Raw genomic sequence first — 21,040 nt, forward strand, 5'->3', positions numbered from 1 at the left:
GCTCAAAACGCCGAAATTATTAACATGCCTGTCCTGTTAATTATTCCTGTCCTGTTAATTATTCGTTGCTGTTAAATATTCGTTGACTGGAGTGCGTAGCGAAGCCGAAACAGTCAACTGCAATTTGTCCCGCTCTAACAGCCTGCTAAGCTCCACTACCACTGTGTATTTTGTTTTAAAATTTTTGTAATTAATTTTGCAATTTCCCATCGAGGTGTGTTGCTTGAATTAGTAAGGAGTATCAGCGCATTTTTGCTGTCAGGGTAAGTAAGGATAAGTGACTTATAGCCTCGAATGCTTCCTGGATGCCTAGCAATTATGTCGTTTGAATGGTTATACACTTGCCAACCCAACCCCATATATATTTCACCCCAAGCAGTTTTGACTTGGGGCTTTAACATCTCTTTATAAGTTTGCGCTTGCAAAAGAGAGGGATCACCAGAAAGTGTCAATTTAAGCCACTGACTTAGATCATTTACGTTTGAAATAAGGCCTTCGCTGGGATTAAATGATAGGTCATAAGGCCTCTGATCAGCTTTATCCAATAACTTGCCTTTGTATGTTGGTTTCGTTTCAGAAAAATATGCACTTTCACTATTGAAATAGCCACTTTTTTTCATAGTGCTGGGCTTCAAAATATTGTTATAAATATACTTTTCATAACTATCTACTGAAACAGTGCTTATGAGTGCTCCTAAAACATTAAAGTTAGTGTCACTATATTCAAAATCATGACTTTCACTGTTTTCTGGTAAAGACCGTTTGACTAAGTCTAAATAGGAATCGACTGTTCTTTGCTTTTCAAAACCTACAGGTTTAATCGTATCGCTAATCCCTGAAGAGTGAGTAAGTAGCTGCTTAATTGTAATGTTACTCTCTTTAAAGCTGGGTAAATATCGTCCTACTTTTTCATTTAACTCAATTTTATTTTTCTCGACTAGCTGCATTACTGCTTGAGCAGTAAACAACTTAGAAATTGAAGCGATACGAAATAATGATTCTCCCGTCGTAGCTTTTTTCTGCTTCTTATCTAGAAAACCGAAACCTTTAATATACGTTATTTCACCTGACGTAATGATTGCGACGGACATAGAAGGGATATCATTTTTTATCCGAATTTTTTCTAAAGCTGTAGACAGTTCATCGTGAGTTTTCATTGTATTGGCAAGTGTGGTAAAAGGCACAGATAAAAGAATTATTATAATTAATGTATACACCAGGCTACCTTGTGGAATTTGACCGCTAATATAACTGGAAATACGACGCGTTTTGGGCGTAACCCAGCGAGTGGTTTTCCCATGACTTGGTTAGTATGTTTTAAAGCCATGACCTAATGTTAATTAGTAGCTGACAATACTAAAATCATAATTGTACTTACGACAACTACCATAATTACTTTTCCCAAGGGGTATCCTGTAACTTTTGTATTACATACAGGGCATACAAAGTAAGAATAGTTTGATGGTACTCGAACTTCTTTTGGCGAAATTATAGAACTACATTTTTTACACATTTTCATGTTTGAGCTTTAATTCACTTCCTAAAACACAACAGTTTAATCAGTCGGCATTTGCCTTGTTCAAACACGCTTATTCACTGCGTATTATTATTCCCTATTTCTAGCATGTTTACTAAGTCGCTGTAAATTCTAATTTTTTTGACGAGATGACATAAAGACTTGGGGAAATACGACTAAACACCTCGATCTTGCACATAGGGGGAACCACAAACAAAAACCAATGAGTTGGCCACAAAGTCACTGCTTTTGATTTGTACGTGACTCAAACTTTCCCGATAGAAGTAACAGCTTGTTAGATGGCCAGTCAAAACATCAGTCTAATAATTAACATGGCTGTCCTGTTAATTCCCAATAATTAACATGGCTGTCCTGTTAATTCCTCCTGTTAATGCATTTCGTGCGCCCAGCGCATGCTTTTGCGACAAAGTCGCTGCTTTTGATTTTCACGTGACTCAAACTTTCCCGTTCAAAGTAACGGTTTGTCAGATGACCAGACATGGACGTCTGGACAAGGCGTGTTGCTTTACAGGGATGTTTCCTCACGCCGCTCTGACATTAAAGCCGTTACTTTTGGCGGTGGAGAAAGTTTGTTGGAGCAACAGACTTTTTGGTTACTTTGTCGTCTTTTGAAAAAGTGACTGGCTGACCATGGATGGTCTGTCATACCCAGCATGGATGCTGATGCACGAAGTGCATGACGTGAGCGAAGCGCATAAGTGCACGCAGTGCATAACGTGAGCGAAGCACATGAGGTGCACGCAGTGCATAATGTGAGCGAAGCACATGAGGTGCACGCAGTGCATGACGTGAGCGAAGCGCATAAGTACGCAAAGCGTATGCTCTGATAGCCGAAGGCGATAAATAAGCGAAGCCCATAAAGTGTGAATTCCCATTTCATCAGGTAGAATGCCGCCACTTCGATTATTAATTCTTTTTGGGTAGTTTCTCGATGCAAATCAATCGTGTACTTCTAACTGCTGTGGGCAGTGTATTACTCGCTATGGTGACTATTCAGTCTGGTGCGTCTTTAGCCAAGCAGCTTTTCCCTATCGTTGGCCCAGAAGGCACCACGGCACTGCGTTTGGGATTTGCTGCTGCGGTACTTTGGTTAGTATTTCGTCCATGGCGAGCACTCCCTCAGGGGCGAGATTGGCGCAGCATTATTGTTTACGGCCTGTGCTTAGGCGGTATGAATATTCTGTTCTACTTGGCGATTGAACGTATTCCCTTAGGGATTGCAGTTGCCCTTGAATTCACCGGCCCGCTGGCTGTGGCTTTGTTTTCATCTAAACGAAAAAGTGACCTATTGTGGGTCGCTTGCGCCATAGCGGGGATCGTACTGCTAATGCCTGATTTATCCAGCGCACAGGGCCTCGACCTTACCGGCGCGCTAATGGCACTAGGTGCTGGTGCATGCTGGGCAGGTTATATTTTATTTGGCACCCGTACAGGGAAACAAGCGTCTGGTGGCATCACTGTCGCTTTAGGCATGACGGTGGCAGCCATTATGCTGGTCCCCGTTGGCGCGGTGACCCAAGGCTTAGCCTTATTTAGCTGGGAAGTACTGCCTCTAGGATTATTGGTGGGAGTGTTATCTAGCGCTCTACCCTACTCTTTGGAAATGGTCGCTCTTAGAAATATGCCGACACAAGCGTTTAGCGTACTCATGAGTTTAGAGCCCGCCATTGCGGCCTTGGCGGGGTTGGCTATTTTGGGCGAGCACTTGAGCCTGTTGCAATGGGCTGCTATTGCCTTGGTGATTGTCGCGTCGATCGGCAGTAGCTTTACCCCTAAAAAAGCGGTCGATATGGGCGTGTAGTCGTTGCGCGAATGCACAACGCAAGACTGTTGCGTGCTAGGAGGATTCCGTGCTCAAGTCTGTTACTCGCTCAAGGCTGTTTCTCCTTAAAGTCTGCGCTGTTCATGGCCAGGACTAAAGCACGTTTCCACCTTGGAAGCCCTGCTGTTAGTCAAACTAATTATTGATTACTTTGCGCCGTTAGTAAGCAGCGAATGTCTGGTTAATTTACATCAACGATCAGTCCATATAATTTTATTTATAAATATCAAAGACATTTAGATGCTGGCATGAGTTATGCGTTGCGCTAGACGCTTAACACTCAACCATTTAGAGGAATTCTTGACTATATCAGCAGTTGTAACAAGCAGCTAAAGTTTGAGTCATAGCTATATCGTTTAATTTTAAAAAAATTAACCAAAAATATAACTATTAAGGATTTAACATGTTTATGGAAAAGAAAAATATTGTAGCAATGGCTATTTTGACCGTATTAAGCAGTAACGTTTCAGCAGCTCTAATTAATTTCACTGGCGGAACCGCCTACACAAATTCCGGTACACCATTAGTAACTAACAATTCAGCTTCATACCAAGATATAAGCTATTACGTTGAAAGTGGATTCAAGTTTGAATTTATTTTTGACAGTACCCCTGCGCCTTTTGCATCCATAATTGGTGATTATTATAGTACTGGTAATGATGTGGTTCATTGGCACTGGGCAGATGGTCCGTTTGGCGAAGTTAGTGAAGTCAAGGTATCTAAAGAAGATGGTACTACCTTCGATTTAGGGGGGTTCAGGGTAAGCACAAATACCAGCAATGGCGGCGGCTTCTCTACAGGAAACGAGCGGGTCTCCGTCAACACCTCTAAAGCGTCCAGTATTTTCAATATCACACCTGATAATTGGGGTCTTGGTAGTGGCCCTGACCCCCTTATAACTATAGATGCCGGTAACTCTTTGTTTACTGATATTTCTTGGTTTTCATTTACTAATGACGAATTCAGTACGGCAGTTGGTATGGGGTTAGATAATTTTTTCATTGACGAACCGGGTGATCCAAATGGTTCAGATCCTACTTCATCTGTTCCAACGCCATTTTCGCTTTCTCTGTTGGGCTTAGGTTTAATTGGTCTCGGATTTTCACGTAGAAAGCGAGCTTAGTTAGTTTTGTCTTGATATGAACCTCGGCTATATCCGAGGTTTTTTATGCATAATCTATAACAGCATTGTCTTCGTGCTAATAACTTAATATGACCCGCGGTTTTAGGGCATCAACTTCGAGATAATCCATTTTTGCAGTGGCTCGTCATTGTATCTGGGATGCCAAGCAGCAATAACATCGAATGGCTCAGGGGAGTGCTCAAGTTCAATTTCGACTAAATCGAGGCCCTTAATTGCTCTTGAGGGCAAAAAGGCGATGGAGTCTGTGGTGTTCAAATACATGGGCACAATGGAAAAGCACGGGGCTGACACCACCACATTGCGTGTTAAACCAAACCCTTTAAACCAGTCATCAATTGAGCCTTTAAAGTTCGGCCGTGAAGGTGACGCAATAATACTTGGGTAGCTTGCCACCTCAGCCAGCGATGGGCTTTGCGTCGCGATAGAAGCATGGCGAGATGCCACACAAACATGGTGCTCTTCAAACAAGTTGATGATGGGGTAGCTATCAGGGATATAATCAGGAAAGGCAATCGCCAAGTTCACTTTGCCGCTTAGCATTAAGTCATGGAGTGTGTCTATTTCAAAGTCCCGAACGATAATTTTCAGATTTGGCGACTCAACTCTAAGTTTTGCAATTAAGCTAGGCAATACAACCTGTTGCGCGTAATCCGTAGCGGAAATAACATACTCACCACTGATGGTTTTTGGGTTAAACACTTTTGGCGATAACAGTGCCTGAAAACCGTTCAACAGTTTATCGATATCAACGGAAAGTTGTTCCGCCAGTGGTGTAGGAATAAAGCCGTTGGTTTTTCGCAGGAACAACCTGTCGTCGAACACATCGCGTAGCTTCTTTAACTGTTCGCTTACCGCTTGTTGGGTTAAGCCCAGTTGACTGGCCGCTTTTGACGCATTTTTCTCGCGTATCAGCGCCTGAAAAATCCTGAGTTGTTTAATATCTAACCTGTCTATTTTGCTCATATTATTCCTCGGTCAAGCAGTTCGCGTTTTATCTAAATACCGGTAGCATGCTAACACTTAACCAATTTATCCTGTATCACTAACAAAAAATCGTTGTTTCTACTTGTTGTGAATAGTCACTAATATCCTGCCATCAAATGACTAAACACAACCGGAGAGACAAATGAAAACAGTAATTTTAATTGGTGCATTGGGCAAAATGGGGCAAGCAGCATTAACCGGGCTTGGTAAACACAACGTTATCACTGCTGGGCGCTCTGGCGACGTTGATCACATAGTGGATATCACTAGCGAAGCGTCCATTAGTGAGCTGTATGAAAAAGTAGGTCACTTTGATGCAGTTGTGAACACAGTTGGTGTGTGTGAGTACGCAACCTTCGGTGAGATGACAGAAGCACAGTGGATGACCACAGTGATGAGCAAAATGATGGGCCAAATCAACCTAGTTCGCATTGGGCAAGAATACATCGCTGACAGCGGCTCGTTCACCCTAATCAGCGGCATTTTGAATAAAAAGCCCATTCCCTTTGCGATTGCCGATGCCACCACCAGCGGCGCCATTGATACCTTTGCTAAAATCGTATCACTGGAAATGCCACGAAACACCCGTATCAACGTGGTCAACCCAACGGTACTTGCAGAAGCATGGGATGTTTACGGTGAAATGATGCCAGGCTTTCAGCCCGTATCAAGCGAATTGGTCGGCAAAGCGTTCGAACGCTCAGTAGACGGCTTCATCACAGGAGAAGTCATCGTCGTCGATGCCTAAGCTGTAAGTACTTAAAAGGCATTCAACGCACTTTTACAGTGTTGAGTGCCCTATTTGCACTGCATACTTAAACATTTATACACAATCGCCGTATTGTAAAATCCCCCAGCAAACAGCCATTGTCGGTAATTCCTCCGACCTCATTGATAATCTCTGTAGCTAACTTGATAAACTCACAAGATAAAGTGCCATGACTCCCCTGTTAATGTGCGTGCTTTCGTATAGAATCCCCGTCGTATTTTTACTTGTATGAATAAAAACGTGTTAAGCCGTTTAGCCTCAACCTGTATCTGACAACGCCTTCCCTTTCCTCGGTAAAATGACAAAAAATGATGAATGATAAAATAGTAGTAACTCACAGCGGCAATTTTCATGCTGACGATGTATTCAGTGTCGCAGCTTTTAAAAGCGTTTTCCCTACGTTTACCCTCATCCGCACCCGTGATAAAGACACTATCGCCAAGGCAGATGTGGTAATTGATGTAGGCGGCGAACACGATGCAGCAACAGACCGTTTCGATCATCACCAACGCGGTGGTGCGGGCGAGCGCGACAATGGCGTGCCCTACTCGTCATTTGGTTTGATTTGGCAGAAATACGGCCTCGCCATATGCGAGAACAATCAAGAGCTAGCCAACGCGATTGATGCCGGTCTGGTATCCACCATTGACGCCATCGACTGCGGCCATGTTAAAGGGGTCGCTGAAGGCATTAGCCTTAGCCAAACCATTTCAATGTTCAACCCAACATGGCAAGAAGAAGGTGATTTTGATAGCGGCTTTAACGAAGCGGTTGATTTCGCAGCGCGCGTATTAGCACGCGCAATAGCAGCGGCCAGCGGTGGGTTAAACGCAAAAGCCATCGTCGCCGAAGCAATAAAAAACGCACAAGATCCAAGAGTGATCGTGCTAGAAAAATACACCCCATGGAAGAAGACGGTTCACGCCCTATCAGAGCAAGCTTTGTATATGGTCTACCCGTCACAATCAGGGCAATGGATGATCCAAACCGTACCCGTAGAACCCGGCTCATTCGAAGACAGAAAATCTCTACCCAAACCATGGGCAGGCTTATCAGATGCAGAGCTACAAGCAGAAACAGGCATAGAAGACGCCATGTTCTGTCACAACGGCTTATTCATAGCCGGCACCGCATCATTCGGAAGCACAATGAAATTGGCCGAACTCGCCCTACAAGAATGAAGCCCCAAAGGGGCAACGCATAAAGCTGTTGCCCTGCTTTAAGCTAAAATATTGGCCGCCGATGCAGAAGCGCAGCCAAGGTTACCTTCACCAAGTAATCCTCACAATCAGTTAGTTATGAAGCTAGTTACCATGCCTGTCCTGCTACTTTCTAAAATTCACGATTTTTATCATGGGTGTCTTTGTAATTTTATCAATTAGGCATACTTACATTGAGCAGCTTGGCGATTTACCAGCTACCGCATCAGTGATTTTATCGAACTCTTTTTCCCAAAATACATTTAAACCGACAACATTTACTGTGGTTGTGCAATTTTTATCACTTTGATCAATTTTCACATTTAGAAAATATCCAGTGGCACTTCCAGATGGTGTGTAAACATTGTAAATAGTTGATTGCCCAGTTTTAGACTCTTTAACTCTATGGATTAAGTTATAACCAGAAACGCCAGAAGTAAAAACAAAATCAGGCTTGAAGCACTTAGCCAAGTAGCCTTTTATACGTGCTTCGACTACTTCTTTGGGTTCTGAAAAGCATAATGGCTCACTTTTATTCCCATTTGTAATCAGTTCACTCTCTGTCTGAGGGAACATAGCACAACCACTTAATACCGTGATTATTGATGCGATTGATAAATATTTACTCATTACGTCCTCTGTATATCTAACGCTTCACATATGGGGCGTAGGCTTGCTGGCTATACTTGCGCTAAGCGCTAGCAAGCGAGTATGCGACCCAATAAGCGAAGCGAATGAACATGATGTGTTTATTAGGTTTTATTGTCAAAAATGCCTCCCGAACTATTGATCACTTCAAAACCTGAAGGTTCAAGTAATTGGGCCGACTTAGGGGAAACATTTAATGTCCCACAACAAGATATTTCATTACCTGTTTTATGAGCATCAAAGGCCCGCCAATAGTCATCCAGCGGTAGTTGAATTGTTATTGATTTAGATTTTCCTTTGACTATAGCCTTCACGATTATTTGACCATAATCATCGTTTGGAAGGTGTTTCAAAACACTAACTAAACCAGAAACTTCGAAGTTTTTAACCGTATATCGCCCTTTTAAATATTCTGAAGCTGCTTCTAAATAAGGAATAGACTGTTGTGAAAACTCGTATTCATTTGCGAAATGGATAGGCTCTGCTTCTAGACCACCAGTTTTAATCTTTATGGAAAAACGTCTTGCTTTCGTTCGCCCACTTAAACCAACTAATGCATCACAAAGGTTTGCACTAACGCCGTTCCCTACAGTTTCTTCAAAGTCGAATATACTTTTCGAGTCGGCATATTTATCTACTGCCTCTGAAATAGCAGTAAGACTTCTAGCCAAATTAACTGATACGGATCTTGCCAAGGAGCTATCACAGCCATCTTGCTGTGGTTCGGTGTTAATCTCAATAGGAGAAATTAGATTGACGACGTAACTCCCAATTTCTGTTTGTCCGAGCTTCAACTTACTTAGAAAATTTTGGACATCTTGAGAACGGCTGCCGCTGAACACCTTCCGCTTGTTAAAAGTTGACAAGGTAGATGCTATTAATAAATCACGAGATCGCTCTACCAATAGAACCCCGTCCTCTAAAGGAATGGTTCCCCCCTCAACATCTGGGTGTATCACTCGAACCTTAATGAGGTCTGAGCTAAAATTTAACATGTCATCAACTACAGATGAAATATCTCTATTCTCAAACTCAGCGATAGATTTGAAAGCTTCGATTAATCGCTGCTCGTAACTCCTAATGTTCGAATCACTTGGCTGAATCACTTCATGGCTATATGACTCATCGTTCTCTCGGTGCCAGATGTTCGCTTGATTGGAGATATTTCCATCTTTAATCCAGTTTTGGCTTTCGAGGTAGCTTTGCATCAAATCAGGTGTAATGGATTCAAGAGCCTTTTTAAATCCCATATTCATTATGCTGCCCCCCTTATGCTTGCCGACTCCATCAGTGCTAGCAAGCTGTCGGAGGTTAAAAGATTTTTCCTAGGAATTTCAATTGTAATATTTGTACTGTTTGATGTGTCAGGGCTGTCCATAAGTGAAACCCAATAACAATAGCGCATTATTGTAGTATGAGTATTTTCATGGAACATCCATTCTTGCACATCGTCGGGCACAACTAGAACAAACAGGTAGCGAGGACAAAGCAACCCTTTACCTCTTAGGTCATTATAGTTTTTGATAGGTAGTACAAATTTTAAGTGTTCATTGTTTCCATTATCTTGGGATGTACACTTTAATTGCACTTCAATTTGAGGGTTTCTGATACCAGAAGTGAAACCTTTCCCTTGGAGTATTAGATCAACACTATCATCATCAACATCGGGAATCGATGATCTAAAACCGAGCTGAGCAGCAACTGCCTTCACATATGCTCGGCTAAACAAGTCCTTTTTTTGGTTCTTATCCATAGTACCTCAAATACTCATCTCGAAACCTAACAAGATTGATAGTCGGAAAAATTCCGCATTTAATCACAAAAATTTTCCGTCTTTCCTTATCTGTCTTTTTTAACATACACTCTAACTTGTTGTACAGGTTAAAATTTTTCCATGTATAGAACTTGTTCTTGTAGAAACACGGAAAACTTCCAAGATCTTGCTGTTTACCGGAATCGTCGAAGAAAGTGAGAATTATTTTCTGCTCAAAACTAAGCGAAGCCCATGCTCCGGCGACAACGTCGCTGCTTTGCTTTTGTCTTTTATGCCGACTCAAGTTTCCCGAGCATCGAAGGCTAACGCTGGATGAATGACATGGATGTCATTCAAGTGAAAGCTGCGTCGGGAACGCGTTTTCACGACCAGAGTGAGGCAAGACGCGCAGGAATAGAAACTTGCTGGAGAGCGGCCTTTACAAAATACGTCCTGTATTTTGCCTTTCAAGCCTTACTTCGTAAGTTCAAAATGGTTCCCGACCAATTTGTCTTGGTTACTTCTTACTGCTTTTGATTTATACGCGACTCAAACTTTCCCGATAGAAGTGACGGCTTGTCAGATGGCCAGACAGGGACGTCTGGTCAAGGCGTGTTGCTTTATAGGGATGTTTCCTCACGCCGTTCTGACATTAAAGCCGTTACTTTTAGCGGTTAAGAAAGTTTGTTGGAGACCGGCTTCTTTTGCTTACTTTTCTTAGCTGTTGAAGAAAAGTAAGTTGAACGGAATGGATTCCGTTTGAAAAAGCGTCATGGATGACGTGAGCGAAGCTCATAAGTGCACGCAGTGCATAACGTGGGCGAAGCCCATAGAAGTGCACGAAGTGCATTACGTGGGCGAAGCCCATAGAAGTGCACGCAGTGCATAACGTGGGCAAAGCCCATAAAAGTGCACGAAGTGCATAACGTGGGCGCAGCCCATAAAAGTGCACGAAGTGCATAACGTGGGCGAAGCCCATAGAAGTGCACGAAGTGCATTACGTGGGCGAAGCCCATAGAAGTGCACGCAGTGCATAACGTGGGCAAAGCCCATAAAAGTGCACGAAGTGCATAACGTGGGCGCAGCCCATAAAAGTGCACGAAGTGCATAACGTGGGCAAAGCCCATAAAAGTGCACGAAGTGCATAACGTGGGCAAAGCCCATAAAAGTGCACGAAGTACATAAATAACAAAGATGCTCCCTTAGTTATATAACCCCCCCTGATTACCACGTATAAAAACCGCTGACTTCGCAATGCCCCTTTTTTGTTTTATTTTTGAACAGTATTGTTTCTTCAGCTTGCGAGAAAATATGCCCGTCAATACCAATGATCAAAAAACACTACTCACTGATATAGAAGTCGTGCAAAGAATTTTCGCACATATCGACAACGGCACAACCGATCAAGGCAAGCAAAGCTGGCGGGAGCCCACAGCTAATTACCGCTCGAAAGCGCGACTTGAGGCAGAGCTTGATATTTTGCAAAGCCGGAGCATCGTTTTTTGCCCCTCAAGCGCACTCGCCAAAATGGGGGACTATGTTGCCCGTGACGCAGCCACCGTGCCTTTGATTGCTGTACGCGGATTGGACGGCGTTGTTCGTGCCTTTAGAAATGCCTGCCGTCACCGAGGCGTTAAACTCGCTGATGGCCAAGGCTGTGCTCGTGCATTGGTTTGCCCCTATCATGGTTGGGCATACAAGCTTAACGGGAGCCTGCTAAGTATTCCCCATGAAGATGGGTTTCCAGATGTTGATAAAGCAACACGTGGACTTGTTGAGGTGGCCTGTTTCGAGAGCAATGGCTTGGTATTTATTAACCAAAACCCGCAAGCAAATATAGAGCAAGATATAGCGCCTATTCCTCACCTTATTCCTGAGCATTACCGTTTATTAAATTCACCCCGTCAGGTAGTCAAAGCAAATTGGAAGCTTTATCTAGAAAGCTCTCTTGAGGGTTACCATATTCGCCAAACACACAAACGCACGTTTTTCCCCGTGCAATACGACAACCTCACGGTGATCGAAGCCTTTGGGGAGAATAGCCGCGTAACATTTCCCTATCAAGCAATAGAGGGGTTAAGGCATAACAAGGCATCTGACATCTCAGTTGATGGGCGACTTACCTACGTTTATCACCTGTTTCCCAATGTGGTTATTTCAACCTTTCCAGGATGTATGCAAGTCAATGTGCTTGAGCCTATTGATGAGGCAACAACAGAGCAACATACCTACCTTATCAGCGCGATTGGCGAGCATGACACCGCAAGGCTTAATGCTATTTCAGAAGGTCAAGAGTTCGCTGCTAAAGGTGCGGTTGAAGATTTGCAGATAGTGCTATCCGCTCAAAAGGGACTGGCAAGCGAAGCAAATGAATTTTTAGAATTTGGCTTATTTGAGAGCGCGATTGTGCGCCTTCATACCCACCTTGCAAAAGAATTTGAGCGAGTGAGTAAAGCAAAAGGCTAAACGTAAGTGATTAATTGGAAACGCCACTGGCTATCAAATAAACCTAGCAGATTGATATTTCACGCCGCACCTATTGAATAAATAAACGGGGGCTAACATGCCTAACAACGAACCCTATATCCCCTACAATACGCCCTCCGCCGAGTTGCGATCCCAAGGACGCGCTGTAAAACCTAAAGATGCCGCCACCCTGATTATTGTGCGCCGGGACAGTACTCACCCCAAAATTCTGATGGGTAAGCGCTCAGCTGAGCATAAATTCATGCCGAATAAGTTCGTGTTCCCTGGGGGTAAGATTGACGCGGGAGACAGTCGTATTCGCCCGCCTAACGACCTTCAACCCAGCGTACTGCAACGTTTAATGAAAGGATGCTCTGAGTCACGTGCTAGAGGGCTTGCACTGGCGGCTATTCGTGAAACGTTCGAGGAAACCGGATTGCTCCTTGGCGAAACCGATAGCTTACCCATAAGAACCCGCTCACCCCACTGGCAAGCGTTTTTACAACATGGTGTAAATCCGCGCCTTGATACCCTGAGTTTCATAGCAAGAGCCATCACACCGCCCTATCGAAATCGCCGCTTCGATACGCGATTCTTTATGGTAGACGCAGATATTATCCAAGGGGATGTACACGAAACGCCCCAAGGGTCTGGTGAATTGCTCGCCATGCACTGGGTATCACTGGTCGACGCCGAAAAGCTCGATTTACCTATTATCACCCGAATGATACTTAAAGAAGTAGCACAACGCTTAACCAGCGGCCAAGCGCCTGAAGCCGAAGGCCCATTTATATACTTTCGCAACGGCAAACCCGTGATAGATAAAATATAAAACGCAAAAACTGGCAGGAACTATCACGGCTGTCTCGTGATTATGGCGTGAGCGCAACACATGCTTTGGCGACAACGTCGCTGCTTTTGATTTACGCGCGACTCAAACTTTCCCGATAGAAGTATCGGCTTGTCAGATGGCCAGACAGGGGTAAACCCGAGGCTGTTTGGAGCAACGCTCCTATCGGGTGAACGATTCGCCAAGGATGGTGAAGCTGGGTGCGTTATCACGGATGAGTTCAGATTGCGTTTTGTTTAATAGTAAAACGAAGAACAAATTTAGCGTGTTGCTTTACAGGCGATCTGCATGGATGCAGAAAGGTAGAGCAACGCAGGGAGCACCGAGCTAGCGTTCCAGTTGCCGAGATGTTTCCTCACGCCGTTCTGAAATTAAAGCCGTTACTTTTATCGGTTAAGAAAGTTTGTTGGAGACCGCTTCTTTTATGAAATACATCCATGTATTTCACCTGCGCAAAGAGGGCTTAGGCCATCCTTCGGATGTTCAAATTCATTCCCGATGAATTTGTGCTTATAGTCTTAGTTGTTGAAGAAAAGTAAGTTGTACGACGCGCCGAACTGGCATTCCGGCTGAAGTGAAATCTTGGGCGAAGCCCATTCTTTGGCGACAAAGTCGCTGCTTTTGATGTTCCACCGACTCAAGTTTCCCGAGCATCGCAGGGTCACTCTGGTTCGATTGAAGGGATTCAATCTAAGTGAAAGCCGCGTCGGGAACGCGTTTTCACGACCAGAGTTAGACAAGACGCGCAGGAATAGAAACTTGCTGGAGGGCGGCCTTTCTTGGTTACTTCTTTCGGCTGTTGGAAAGAAGTGACTGGCTGACCATGGATGGTCTGTCATACCCAGCATGGATGCTGGTGCACGAAGTGCGTAAAGTGTGCGCAGCACATAAGTACGCGAAGCGTATGCCCTAGTAGCCGAAGGCTATCAATAAGCGCAGCGCATGAGGTGAGCAAAGCTCATGTTGTGTGCGAGCAGCGCATGTTTAGCACACGCAGTGTGTAGACAGCGAAGCTGTAATCTGTGCACGAAGTGCACAAATAACTTAGCTCCCTCCTATCACCATACTTTGCACACCACTGACAAACGGCAACACCTTATTGTTCAAAAACCTCGCCCCGTCTTCTGTATGCAACCAATACAAAGCACCTAGGTTCAACACCACAGTAAACCAAAAGACGTTTTTAAATTCCGCCTTACTCGATTTGTGACGCAAGCGATTTTGCGCCAACAAGGCGCCTGGCCAGCCACCTAAAAAAGCAAACAAATGTAACGTGCTCTCTTTTGTGCGCCAACGACCATTCTGCGCAGCTGACTTATCAAGCGCATAGGCAACAAATGCAATCATGCTCATGACAAGGTAAACACCACCAATAAGCACTGGTAACGCGCCCATTAAAATGGATACAACTAAGGCAATCGAAAACAGCACTAAGAATACATTCACGGTGGTATTGTTATTTGTTCTACGCTTATTTGCTTTGTTGGGATTAGCAGACTTTATACTGGCTTGCCTAGTGCTAGCCCCGTTTAATCCCCGAGCAAACTGAATATTCTCAGCTTTACAGCGATTGTGAGACTCGCGCACCAACTCATAGGTGATGACGTCCCCATCAACCGGCCGCCGAGAACGTGGCGTAAACGCTTTGATATGCACAAACGCCCGCTCACCGCCCCCATTTGGCTCAACAAAACCAAAGCCCTTGTCATCATTCCAATTAAACACCTTTCCCTGAAACCGCATAATCCCTCTTACATTCTACAAACAACATTTTGAACAACACTGAAAACTCAAAAGCCAAATAAATCTACCCAAGCTAGCCATAAATAACCAGCAAAAAATCAAAGAATGACCAACAAGTCAGTTGGCTAAGCAAACACCCTAGATAAAACAGCCAGCCCATAATTATCGTGGCTGCCCCGCTAACTCGTCCTGCTAACTCTTAATACCTGACGCAAAAAAAAACCTTGGCTACCGACACAGAAGCGCAGCCAAGGTTGCGCTCTCTACAAGCACTTATAATGGCTGCCGTGCTAAATTGTTAACATACAAGTGCAACTCATATCTAGATAATATTTTATCGACCGTCATATTGACGGCGTTGCCAATTATTCTTAAGAATTTTGCTAATTTTTAAAAATAACCTATTTTTAATATGTATTGTTAAGGAATTATTGATATGGACATGGATAAAAATAAACTTACGCTTAGAAACTCACTTCTGTTGGCTGCTATGGATATATGTGAGTCAGATTTTCCACACCCTCGAAAGCTTCCCAAAAACTTTAGTCCTCCTTTTTCTAATCTGGGGCACACGCCTTTTTTTGATTATAAAATTTATTATGAAGCAGTATGGGAAGCAACTAATCGGTTAAAAAAAATAGCGTCTAAAGACAATAGTGAAACTGTCTGGATATTTTCACTACTCCTAGGGATGACGATAGCTTTTCTTATTATTAAAACTTCAAGTGAACTTATTATTCTTAGTTTATTACCCCTTATTATAATCATTTGGGGAATTAAATATTTTTTATATAAAAAAAGAAATAAGATTCTAAAAGAGTTTGAAAAAGAAAAAAAAGATATTCTTACAGATATCGTCAATAACATATCAGACAACAAACGTATTGAATTAATTAATTCTAGCTTTAAAAATATAAATTTTTATGCTTCAGGACAACTAAATACAAACAGAGTACCCGTTCTAACTATTATTAACGAAAGTAGGCCTTTTCCCGGTTTCGGACGCTTACAACTTGAAGATAGCATCACCTGCAAAATTTCACTCGACCATCAAAGAGATGAAAGCAAGATATCTCAAAAAATATTAGCTAAAATAAGATTACTAGTTGGAAGTAGCGATACCTCAAACCTTGAGAGCGGAAAGGTCTTAGTTATCCACGGCGACACTATAAGAGTTAACTCACAATGGTTGAACGATGACCAGTCCCCCATCCTATGGATCGGTGAAAGTGATATAGACGAGTATCTATCGAACCGCGAAGAGGCATCATGTCGTTCTTACTATGGAGTACAAGTATTATTTGGCGCGCATCAGACCGCTGTTACATTTTTTTTCAGGTTATTTTATACATCGAATAGCATTACCTGCCACGTAGCTATGCTTACTATTGGACCTCCCGTTTTTGAGATAATTGATATTCAAAAAAAGTTGATTCAAAGTGAGTTTGAAAATGACAGCTCTAGATCATCTATAAATTCGTTTGAAAAGTTAAAAACTAGAGAGAAACAGTTGACCAAGCTCGATTATCTTGAAGCATTTGAAGATATTGACGATTTCGAAAAGCTCGTCGACGGAATAGACATTGGATTAATAAAAGAGATAGACGAAAACTATGTTAGTAAAGACCAAACCAATAGCAATTTTTACTCTGAAAAATTTCGGAGGTGTGTTAAGAAAACTGCTATATGGCCTGGCTCAGTTGGGTTCATACCGAAGCAAAAACACGAACTAAACTCTTTTACATTTACTACAGATTTTTTTGGACGACCAGAATTCATTTCTGGAATAAAAACAACATATAAACAAATATTTCAGGGCGTTTTAGACACATTTTTGGAAGAAGAGATAGATATTAGCGATTACAGAGATGAAGAAGGAAATTATACGATCAACGCAGACAAGATAGACAATCTGATTGTAGGTGAGAAAGTCTATATGAAAAATGAGAAAAAGGGAGCTAAAGATGGAATCGAAGGCTAGGATCAACACAAGAGATTTTTATGAAAAGTGAAATTAAAGCAAAAACAATAAATCAGGTCTTCACTGCTGACTCGATTGATTGCAGCCAACAAAATAATAGTTTCAATAAAGAGCATCTTGAGACTGATATAAATAAGGTGTTATCGCACATTTCTGAAGTTCAAACGCGCAAAAATACCCTTACCGAAGAGGACATTGGATTAATCGCTGAGAAGGTAGCTATTGTTGTTTACGAATTAAAAGAAAAAGGGGAGGATAGCTGTGACATGAAGAAAATAAAGAAAGCGACAAACGATATTAGAGAAATCATGGGTAATATCGGTCAGGCCGTAGAGTGGGTTTTCAAAATATCGACGAAACTTGGACTTTAAGAGTCAGTTTGTAAAATTTATTACAGCCTCGGTATCTCTGCAGACGGCTCAAGTTCTCATAAGTCCAAGCGCGGTTGACCCAACAGTTTGCTGCATATAGGATTGTCGGTAGCCTTTTTCTACCACACGAGGCGCTTTTCACAGTGGTTAGTTATGTAAGGTCCAATTAACATCTACTGCCGCGTACCACAATGGGTCTAGTATTCCCGGTAAAGCCACGCCGCTGAATTCTTCGGGTGATTGCGTTTTATCATTTGATAAAAGTTCGGAAAATCATTGAATCCACACTACCAAAGACTGATCTTCCCTCAGTTTCTTAGCCAAATCATGTCGATAATAATTTGTCCAGCCTACAATCTTGCTATTGATTGAACTGAGTAACCTCGCTACTGGCGTAGATATTCTTTTCTTGACCCCCAATCTGATTGACTCAAGAAACGATTTGATACAACTTTTAATTGGTTTATTAATTAGCTTTTGACCATATTTACGTAAATTAAATCCAAGAAAATCAAATCCCTTGCAGTAGAGCTAATCAAGGTCTCGTATGCAGGAAGCGTTAGCCCTCGCTCAAGCCTCTACCGATGGTTTTATTGTATTCTTCAGCAACTCTTAGGAGTGGGCAGTGATTACGAAATCGTCAAAGGCTACAAATTAGCTATTGACGTCATAATCTGCTTCAAATAACTATTTCTCTTTGTCAATAAGATCCAAACCGTTGTCAATCTCACCTACAAAGCGCATATTTTTTTGTTTGAAAATACCAAACAATAAATCCAAGAAATTGAAGAATTCGTATATGGCATTACCTGCTTCATATTCGTTTGTCCCCGTTTTTATAACGGAGCTTCCTAATAGTTCAGAGGCTTCGTCTGAATCAATTACAAATCCATGATCTTTATAATGGTTAGTGAAATGATCTGCAAGTTCTTCACATGTTTTGGAATCGGGTAATGTTTTACCATTTAATAAACGTATGGCATATTGAGTAGCTGATTCATTAATTCTTTCAAAATACCCAAGATCCCGAATACTTACATTGGCATTTAAGTACTGTGCAAACATATCAGATGCAGTTGGATGCTTAGCAGTCATTTCAGCTATTTTCTCAACAGCATTAGCCAAGCCTAAAGCTGGAAAACCGTTAAATTGCGGGTCAATAGGACCTAGCTGACTGAGCAGTCCCATATGTAGCTCTGTAGCACCCAATGATATTAGTGTTGCTGCTGATTTGGCTCTTCTGGGAATGGATATAGCAAATTTATTTTTTGCCAATCTTTTGCAAGTTTTACTAATAAGATAAGCAGGTTCAATTTGACCACCACCACTTTCGATGAACATTAAGATATCTTTCTTGTTATTAAGATCGCTTACCGTGCGATATATCTTATCTGAGTGAAACCCGCTTATTGATTTGTACTCATCATAAAGAAAAATGACGTGATACTTATCCAATTTGTATTCTTTAAGTATCTTTTTTAAATGATCGTTTATATGAGATTTTATATCCTCATCATCCAACTTATTTTTGAACATTTCGAATTGATCACCAATGATAGATAGATCATAGGTTTTCTCTTCGATTGCTTCATCCTGATTTTCGACCTCTTCCTTTGCCATTGAAACTCCTTTAGCCATTTAGCAATACTAATATCCGGACACTTTCCGCCTTGCTTTACATATCGTTTTTACCATATGCCATAACACGTTGTATAGGCCAAAAAATTCTAATTTCATGTTTAATAAGGCAAGCCCACGCTTTGGCGACAAAGTCGCTGCTTTTTATTTTATACCGACTCAAACTTTCCCGTTCAAAGTAACAGCTTGTCAGATGGTCAGACAGGAACGTCTGGACAAGGTGTGTTGCTTTACAGGCGATCTGCATGGATGCAGAAAGGTAGAGCAACGCAGAGAGCACCGAGCTGGCGTTCCAGTTGCCGAGATGTTTCCTCACGCCGTTCTGACATTAAAGCCGTTACTTTTGGCGGTTAAGAAAGTTTGTTGGAGACCGGCTTCTTTTATGAAATACATCCATGTATTTCACCTACGCAAAGAACGCTTAGACCATCCTTCGGATGTTCAAATTCATTCCCGATGAATTTGTGCTTATAGTCTTAGTTGTTGAAGAAAAGTAAGTTGTACGGCGCGCCGAACTGGCATTCCGGCTGAAGTGATATCTTGGGCGAAGCCCATTCTTTGGCGACAACGTCGCTGCTTTGCTTTATCACCGACTCCAATTTTCCATATTTAAAAGCGGCTTGTCAGATGGCCAGACAGGGAGGTCTGGACAAGGCGAAGTGTTTTACATGGAGGTTACCTTTAGCCAATCTGACATCAAAGTCGTTTTAATATATGGGTATCAAAATTGGCTGGAGGGCGGCCCTTTTTGTTTACTTTTTGCGGCTGTAGGTAAAAAGTAAATCGAGCCCTAGGGACGAGGGTTTGAAAAAGCGTCAGGGATGACGTGAGCGAAGCTCATAAGTGCACGAAGTGCGTAAAGTGTGCGCAGCACATAAGTACGCGAAGCGTATGCCCTAGTAGCCGAAGGCTATCAATAAGCGCAGCGCATGAGGTGAGCAAAGCTCATGTTGTGTGCGCGCAGCACATAAATAAGCACCGCGCATGCTTAGCACACGCAGTGTGTAGACAGCGAAGCTGTGCGCTGTGCACGAAGTGCATAAACAGCGAAGCTGTGCGCTGTGCACGAAGTGCATAAACAGCGAAGCTGTGCCCTGTGCACGAAGTGCATAAACAGCGAAGCTGTGCCCTGTGCACGAAGTGCATAACCTGGGCGTAGCCCATAAAAAGCACACGAGGTGCATAACGTTCACCCAATAAAAGCTAGAATGGCGCAAAATCATCCAATGGTCCCGTTGGCACTGCCCAGCGCTGCTTCGCATCGACTGCAACACGATCAGCGCCTTGCATCGGCATTCTGCCGTAGTTCCCATACAACCAAAGAACGAAGTTGGTGCGCTCACCACTGGTGATAGGTTGTGCGGCATGCACCACATTGCCACGGTGGATCATCGCACTGCCCGGCTTAAACGCTAGCCCAATCATTTTATCTGTAGTGGGGTCGTAGAAATCCACATTTGAACCGGTAAATACCTCATCAGGTAAATTCAAATTAATGTTCAAGGTGACCGCTGAGGCGTCTGTATGCGGGCGAATCGATGTATCCGTATTTGGCTTGTAATGAATCGAGAAACCAAAGGTTTGGGTATCGTACCCTACGATTTCTGGGAACAACAAACGGGCTATGGGGCGCATGTATCTATCAAGCATTTCGCGATAAAACACTTGAAAGCTTGGCGCTGCCAAATACCCCTGCGAGCGACTGTCTAACATCGCACCGCGGCGGTTCAATACAATGCCGTACGGTGGGCGAAGGGGAATGTGTGCTTCCCACACTTGCTCAAGATAGCCACGTAAATCCGCCAAACGCTGTGGGTCGAAAAACTGGAATTCGAATACATCTGGTGCCACTTCTTGCATCAATTCTTGTACTGCTAATTCTTTACTTGGGTCGGCCCATGCATGCTCTACGGCGTCTCGCAAACGGCTATCGAGCAAGGAGCTGTCAAGTGTTGCCAGCGTGTCGCTGTTGCTCTCTTCCCACTCTTTCCATGCATCGCTCAGTAAGTTGTAGTGGTTGGTCCAAAACTGCTGGACCGAAGGAGTGCGATGCAACATGGCTTCACGGGAAGGTAAATCTAAGTTGCGTGCTTGGTTTAGTTGATTGGTTTGCATAATAAATCATCCTGTTTTGT

The 21,040-nt window shown here is 43.0% G+C and carries 17 protein-coding genes; 8 read left to right on the forward strand and 9 right to left on the reverse strand.

Going from position 1 to position 21,040, the window contains the following annotated elements:
* Window positions 1-155 precede the first annotated feature (155 nt).
* On the reverse strand, window positions 156-1,217 hold the full coding sequence (locus AC0L6N_RS11265; RefSeq protein WP_473474692.1) for a serine hydrolase domain-containing protein: 1,062 nt from the start codon (window positions 1,215-1,217) through the stop codon (window positions 156-158).
* Window positions 1,218-2,468: 1,251 nt separating this feature from the next.
* Between AC0L6N_RS11265 and AC0L6N_RS11270 the strand changes: the two genes are divergently transcribed.
* Together AC0L6N_RS11270 and AC0L6N_RS11275 are read left to right on the forward strand one after the other, a co-directional pair.
* Window positions 2,469-3,338 carry an EamA family transporter gene (locus AC0L6N_RS11270; protein ID WP_473474693.1) on the forward strand — a complete coding sequence of 290 codons (870 nt, stop codon included), beginning with the start codon at window positions 2,469-2,471 and terminating at the stop codon, window positions 3,336-3,338.
* A 424-nt stretch (window positions 3,339-3,762) separates the two neighbouring features.
* Complete coding sequence (locus AC0L6N_RS11275) at window positions 3,763-4,482, forward strand: hypothetical protein (RefSeq protein WP_473474694.1); 720 nt, start codon at window positions 3,763-3,765, stop codon at window positions 4,480-4,482.
* 102 nt (window positions 4,483-4,584) lie between these two features.
* Here the strand turns inward: AC0L6N_RS11275 and AC0L6N_RS11280 are convergent, their stop codons facing one another.
* Window positions 4,585-5,466, reverse strand: a complete 882-nt coding sequence (locus tag AC0L6N_RS11280) for a LysR family transcriptional regulator (protein WP_473474695.1) — start codon at window positions 5,464-5,466, stop codon at window positions 4,585-4,587.
* A gap of 163 nt (window positions 5,467-5,629) precedes the next feature.
* Between AC0L6N_RS11280 and AC0L6N_RS11285 the strand changes: the two genes are divergently transcribed.
* On the forward strand, window positions 5,630-6,235 hold the full coding sequence (locus AC0L6N_RS11285) for a short chain dehydrogenase (protein ID WP_473474696.1): 606 nt from the start codon (window positions 5,630-5,632) through the stop codon (window positions 6,233-6,235).
* Window positions 6,236-6,567: 332 nt separating this feature from the next.
* Window positions 6,568-7,437: an MYG1 family protein gene (locus tag AC0L6N_RS11290; RefSeq protein ID WP_473481315.1), complete on the forward strand. Its 870-nt coding sequence runs from the start codon at window positions 6,568-6,570 to the stop codon at window positions 7,435-7,437.
* 207 nt (window positions 7,438-7,644) lie between these two features.
* On the opposite strand, the gene AC0L6N_RS11295 is transcribed toward AC0L6N_RS11290, so the two are convergent.
* The 3 genes from AC0L6N_RS11295 to AC0L6N_RS11305 form a co-directional block, all read right to left on the reverse strand.
* Window positions 7,645-8,085 carry a hypothetical protein gene (locus AC0L6N_RS11295; RefSeq protein WP_473474697.1) on the reverse strand — a complete coding sequence of 147 codons (441 nt, stop codon included), beginning with the start codon at window positions 8,083-8,085 and terminating at the stop codon, window positions 7,645-7,647.
* Between the two features lie 122 nt (window positions 8,086-8,207).
* Window positions 8,208-9,359: a hypothetical protein gene (locus AC0L6N_RS11300; protein WP_473474698.1), complete on the reverse strand. Its 1,152-nt coding sequence runs from the start codon at window positions 9,357-9,359 to the stop codon at window positions 8,208-8,210.
* Complete coding sequence (locus tag AC0L6N_RS11305; protein WP_473474699.1) at window positions 9,359-9,856, reverse strand: DUF4365 domain-containing protein; 498 nt, start codon at window positions 9,854-9,856, stop codon at window positions 9,359-9,361. The genes AC0L6N_RS11300 and AC0L6N_RS11305 overlap by 1 nt, the downstream gene beginning before the upstream one ends.
* A 1,311-nt stretch (window positions 9,857-11,167) precedes the next feature.
* Between AC0L6N_RS11305 and AC0L6N_RS11310 the strand changes: the two genes are divergently transcribed.
* Together AC0L6N_RS11310 and AC0L6N_RS11315 are read left to right on the forward strand one after the other, a co-directional pair.
* Entirely contained in the window at window positions 11,168-12,322 is a 1,155-nt protein-coding gene (locus tag AC0L6N_RS11310; protein ID WP_473474700.1) for an aromatic ring-hydroxylating oxygenase subunit alpha, read from the forward strand.
* A gap of 97 nt (window positions 12,323-12,419) precedes the next feature.
* Window positions 12,420-13,154, forward strand: a complete 735-nt coding sequence (locus AC0L6N_RS11315; protein ID WP_473474701.1) for an NUDIX hydrolase — start codon at window positions 12,420-12,422, stop codon at window positions 13,152-13,154.
* 1,062 nt (window positions 13,155-14,216) lie between these two features.
* Here the strand turns inward: AC0L6N_RS11315 and AC0L6N_RS11320 are convergent.
* Window positions 14,217-14,915 carry a DUF1294 domain-containing protein gene (locus tag AC0L6N_RS11320; RefSeq protein ID WP_473474702.1) on the reverse strand — a complete coding sequence of 233 codons (699 nt, stop codon included), beginning with the start codon at window positions 14,913-14,915 and terminating at the stop codon, window positions 14,217-14,219.
* A 436-nt stretch (window positions 14,916-15,351) separates the two neighbouring features.
* On the opposite strand from AC0L6N_RS11320, the gene AC0L6N_RS11325 reads away from it, so the two are divergent.
* On the forward strand, window positions 15,352-16,896 hold the full coding sequence (locus AC0L6N_RS11325) for a hypothetical protein (protein WP_473474703.1): 1,545 nt from the start codon (window positions 15,352-15,354) through the stop codon (window positions 16,894-16,896).
* 20 nt (window positions 16,897-16,916) lie between these two features.
* Window positions 16,917-17,267 carry a hypothetical protein gene (locus AC0L6N_RS11330; protein WP_473474704.1) on the forward strand — a complete coding sequence of 117 codons (351 nt, stop codon included), beginning with the start codon at window positions 16,917-16,919 and terminating at the stop codon, window positions 17,265-17,267.
* 273 nt (window positions 17,268-17,540) lie between these two features.
* Here the strand turns inward: AC0L6N_RS11330 and AC0L6N_RS11335 are convergent, their stop codons facing one another.
* From AC0L6N_RS11335 to AC0L6N_RS11345, 3 genes are all read right to left on the reverse strand, one after another.
* On the reverse strand, window positions 17,541-17,687 hold the full coding sequence (locus tag AC0L6N_RS11335; protein WP_473474705.1) for a group II intron maturase-specific domain-containing protein: 147 nt from the start codon (window positions 17,685-17,687) through the stop codon (window positions 17,541-17,543).
* A 267-nt stretch (window positions 17,688-17,954) separates the two neighbouring features.
* The gene (locus AC0L6N_RS11340) at window positions 17,955-18,887 is read right to left on the reverse strand and encodes an SDH family Clp fold serine proteinase (protein ID WP_473474706.1); all 933 of its coding nucleotides are present in this window, start codon (window positions 18,885-18,887) and stop codon (window positions 17,955-17,957) included.
* Between the two features lie 1,221 nt (window positions 18,888-20,108).
* Window positions 20,109-21,020, reverse strand: coding sequence for a 2OG-Fe(II) oxygenase family protein (locus tag AC0L6N_RS11345; RefSeq protein ID WP_473474707.1), 912 nt, complete (start codon window positions 21,018-21,020; stop codon window positions 20,109-20,111).
* Window positions 21,021-21,040 lie beyond the last annotated feature (20 nt).

It is taken from the genome of Paraglaciecola sp. G1-13 (assembly GCF_055809255.1).

What these genes read in the sequence shown, in the direction of transcription:
- AC0L6N_RS11270 (WP_473474693.1), top strand. Translation starts at nt 2,469, where the DNA reads ATGCAAATCAATCGTGTACTTCTAACTGCTGTGGGCAGTGTATTACTC.
- AC0L6N_RS11275 (WP_473474694.1), top strand. Translation starts at nt 3,763, where the DNA reads ATGTTTATGGAAAAGAAAAATATTGTAGCAATGGCTATTTTGACCGTA.
- AC0L6N_RS11280 (WP_473474695.1), bottom strand. Translation starts at nt 5,466, where the DNA reads ATGAGCAAAATAGACAGGTTAGATATTAAACAACTCAGGATTTTTCAG.
- AC0L6N_RS11285 (WP_473474696.1), top strand. Translation starts at nt 5,630, where the DNA reads ATGAAAACAGTAATTTTAATTGGTGCATTGGGCAAAATGGGGCAAGCA.
- AC0L6N_RS11290 (WP_473481315.1), top strand. Translation starts at nt 6,568, where the DNA reads ATGAATGATAAAATAGTAGTAACTCACAGCGGCAATTTTCATGCTGAC.
- AC0L6N_RS11295 (WP_473474697.1), bottom strand. Translation starts at nt 8,085, where the DNA reads ATGAGTAAATATTTATCAATCGCATCAATAATCACGGTATTAAGTGGT.
- AC0L6N_RS11300 (WP_473474698.1), bottom strand. Translation starts at nt 9,359, where the DNA reads ATGAATATGGGATTTAAAAAGGCTCTTGAATCCATTACACCTGATTTG.
- AC0L6N_RS11305 (WP_473474699.1), bottom strand. Translation starts at nt 9,856, where the DNA reads ATGGATAAGAACCAAAAAAAGGACTTGTTTAGCCGAGCATATGTGAAG.
- AC0L6N_RS11310 (WP_473474700.1), top strand. Translation starts at nt 11,168, where the DNA reads ATGCCCGTCAATACCAATGATCAAAAAACACTACTCACTGATATAGAA.
- AC0L6N_RS11315 (WP_473474701.1), top strand. Translation starts at nt 12,420, where the DNA reads ATGCCTAACAACGAACCCTATATCCCCTACAATACGCCCTCCGCCGAG.
- AC0L6N_RS11320 (WP_473474702.1), bottom strand. Translation starts at nt 14,915, where the DNA reads ATGCGGTTTCAGGGAAAGGTGTTTAATTGGAATGATGACAAGGGCTTT.
- AC0L6N_RS11325 (WP_473474703.1), top strand. Translation starts at nt 15,352, where the DNA reads ATGGACATGGATAAAAATAAACTTACGCTTAGAAACTCACTTCTGTTG.
- AC0L6N_RS11330 (WP_473474704.1), top strand. Translation starts at nt 16,917, where the DNA reads ATGAAAAGTGAAATTAAAGCAAAAACAATAAATCAGGTCTTCACTGCT.
- AC0L6N_RS11340 (WP_473474706.1), bottom strand. Translation starts at nt 18,887, where the DNA reads ATGGCAAAGGAAGAGGTCGAAAATCAGGATGAAGCAATCGAAGAGAAA.
- AC0L6N_RS11345 (WP_473474707.1), bottom strand. Translation starts at nt 21,020, where the DNA reads ATGCAAACCAATCAACTAAACCAAGCACGCAACTTAGATTTACCTTCC.